The organism is Falsiroseomonas oryziterrae (genome assembly GCF_021864505.1).
Taxonomy (GTDB): domain Bacteria; phylum Pseudomonadota; class Alphaproteobacteria; order Acetobacterales; family Acetobacteraceae; genus Falsiroseomonas; species Falsiroseomonas oryziterrae.
In genome coordinates, this window is sequence record NZ_JAKJIB010000457.1 from 1 (window position 1) to 2,493 (window position 2,493).

Consider the following 2,493-nt stretch of genomic DNA (forward strand, 5'->3'; position numbering starts at 1 on the left):
CGAGCGCCGCGGAAAGCGGCGCGTCGGGCGGCAGGACGGGCGGGGCCGGCGCCACGGCCCCGGCGGCGGGGGCGAGCAGCGCGGCGAGCGGGGATGCGGTCATCGCTGCGGCGCAGCTTGGCACGAAGCGGGGCGGCTCCGCTTGACCCAGCGCAAGAGGTGGCGCGCGCAAGGAAAAGGGCGCCGGGTTGCCCCGGCGCCCTCCCCATCCCGCGGCCGTGATGGCCGGGGTCAGACTTCCGCGCGCTTCCGGTAGTCGGCGGCGCTGGCCGAGCCATCCTCGTTCGTCGCGAAGATGTCGCGGTCCTTCGTCTCGGGGATCATGAAGGTCCCGATGACGACGGTCGCCAGCGCGATGATCACCGGGTACCAGAGGCCGGCATAGACGTCGCCGGTCTGGGCGATGATCGCGAAGGCGGTGGCGGGCATGAGGCCGCCGAACCAGCCGTTGCCGATGTGGTAGGGCAGCGACATGGAGGTGTAGCGGATCCGCGTCGGGAACAGCTCCACCAGGGCCGCGGCGATCGGGCCGTAGACCATGGTCACGTAGATCACCAGCAGCGTCAGGATGCCGACCAGCGTGAGGCCGCGCGCGCTGAACAGGTCGAACACGCCGTTCATCTTGAAGACGGTCGGGTTCGACGCCGCCGGATAGCCCGCCGCCGTCACCGCCGCCGGCAGCGCCTGGGCGAAGTTCGGCAGCGCGGTCGAGACCTCGGTGGTGCCGATGCGGATCACCGCGTCGCGCTGGCCGGGCACGTTCTCGACCGAGTAGTTGACCGAGAGCCGCGCCAGCGCCGACTTGGCGATGTCGCAGGGCTGCGTGAACTTCGCCGTGCCCGTCGGGTTGAACTGGAAGGAGCAGTTGGAGCGATCCACCATCACGGTGACGGGGATCGTCTCATGCGCCACGGTCAGCGCCGGGTTGGCGTTCTGGCTCAGCAGGTGGAAGAGCGGGAAGTAGGTGAGCGCGGCGATCAGGCAGCCGCCGAGGATGATCGGCTTGCGGCCGATCTTGTCGGAGAGCCAGCCGAAGAAGATGAAGCCGCCCGAGCCCAGCACCAGCGACCAGGCGATCAGCATGTTGGTGGTGAAGCCGTCCACCTTCAGCACCTGGCCGAGGAAGAACAGCGCGTAGAACTGGCCGGTGTACCAGACCACCGCCTGGCCCATGACGAGGCCGAGCAGCGCGAAGAGCGCGATGCGCGCGTTCTTCCACTGGCCGAAGGCCTCGCTGATCGGCGCCTTCGAACCGGTGCCCTCTTCCTTCATCTTCTTGAAGGCCGGGCTCTCCTGCATCTGCATCCGGATCCAGACCGAGATGCCGAGCAGCACGATCGAGAGCAGGAAAGGCACGCGCCAGCCCCACTCCGCGAAGGCCGCCTCGCCGACGATCGAGCGGGTGGAGAGGATGATGAGCAGCGACAGGAACAGGCCGGCCGTCGCCGTGACCTGGATGAAGCTGGTGTAGAAGCCGCGGCGTCCGTTCGGCGCGTGCTCCGCGACGTAGGTCGCCGCACCGCCGTATTCGCCGCCGAGCGCCAGCCCCTGCAGCATGCGCAGGATGATCAGCACGATCGGCGCGATGAAGCCGATCTGGTCCGAGGTGGGCAGGATGCCGACGATGAAGGTCGAGGCACCCATGATCACGATGGTGACGAGGAAGGTGTACTTGCGCCCGACGAGGTCGCCGAGCCGGCCGAACACCAGCGCGCCGAGCGGGCGGACGAGGAACCCGGCGGCGAAGGCGAGCAGCGCGAAGATGTTCCGCGTCGTCTCGTCGTACATGCCGAAGAACTTGGCGCCGATCACGGCCGCCAGCGAACCGTACAGGTAGAAGTCGTACCACTCGAACACCGTGCCGAGGGAGGAGGCCAGGATGACCTTCCGCTCCTCTCGCGTCATCGGACGCGCCTTCTCGGCTGCGCTTGGTGCTGCCATCCCCAACCTTCCCGGCCGACCGGCGGCCTCTTGCGTTGGCCGCCCGGGCAGCCGGTCCACGGGACCGGTGCCAGGCCGGCGTGCATCGCCGGCGGCGCGCACGGGCGGCAAACTCCGTGCGGGCGCATGAAGGATCACCCGGGCGAGCGGTTAATTCGTGTCCAGAAGGCGGGGAGAGCCGAGAAATCTGTAACGCATCGTCATCTCGAGCGGCCGCGAGATGACGCCGGGCTCATGCCCCCGCCGGGCCGGCCAGCGCGGCGGCGAGCAGCGGCGCGTCGAAGCGGCGTTCCATCTCCTGCTGGCTGGACACGATGTGGAATCGGAGCGCGCCCTTGATGGAGGGGGTCTCGCCGATGCGCTGGTCGGGGTGGATGGGGATCGTCGCCAGTAGCGGCGCCTCGGACTGGAGGGGCAGCTTGTCCGCGCTCCGCGGCGCCGCCTCCTGCAGCCCGGCCAGGTGACGGGGCAGCTGCTCGCGCGCGGCGTCGAGGCTGCCGCGCTCTGCCTCCGGCGCGGGCGCCCCATCCAGCACCGCGCCGCCGAGCCGCG

The 2,493-nt window shown here is 69.8% G+C and carries 2 protein-coding genes; both read right to left on the reverse strand.

The window, feature by feature from the left end; genetic code table 11:
* Positions 1–231: 231 nt before the first annotated feature.
* The gene (locus tag L2I40_RS21830; RefSeq protein WP_237217365.1) at positions 232–1,905 is read right to left on the reverse strand and encodes an MFS transporter; all 1,674 of its coding nucleotides are present in this window, start codon (positions 1,903–1,905) and stop codon (positions 232–234) included.
* Positions 1,906–2,173: 268 nt separating this feature from the next.
* Positions 2,174–2,493: hypothetical protein (locus L2I40_RS21835; protein ID WP_237217367.1), on the reverse strand; the 320-nt coding region annotated here is incomplete at its 5' end.

Coding starts and splice junctions, on each gene's coding strand:
- L2I40_RS21830 (WP_237217365.1), bottom strand. CDS start 1,905: ATGACGCGAGAGGAGCGGAAGGTCATCCTGGCCTCCTCCCTCGGCACG.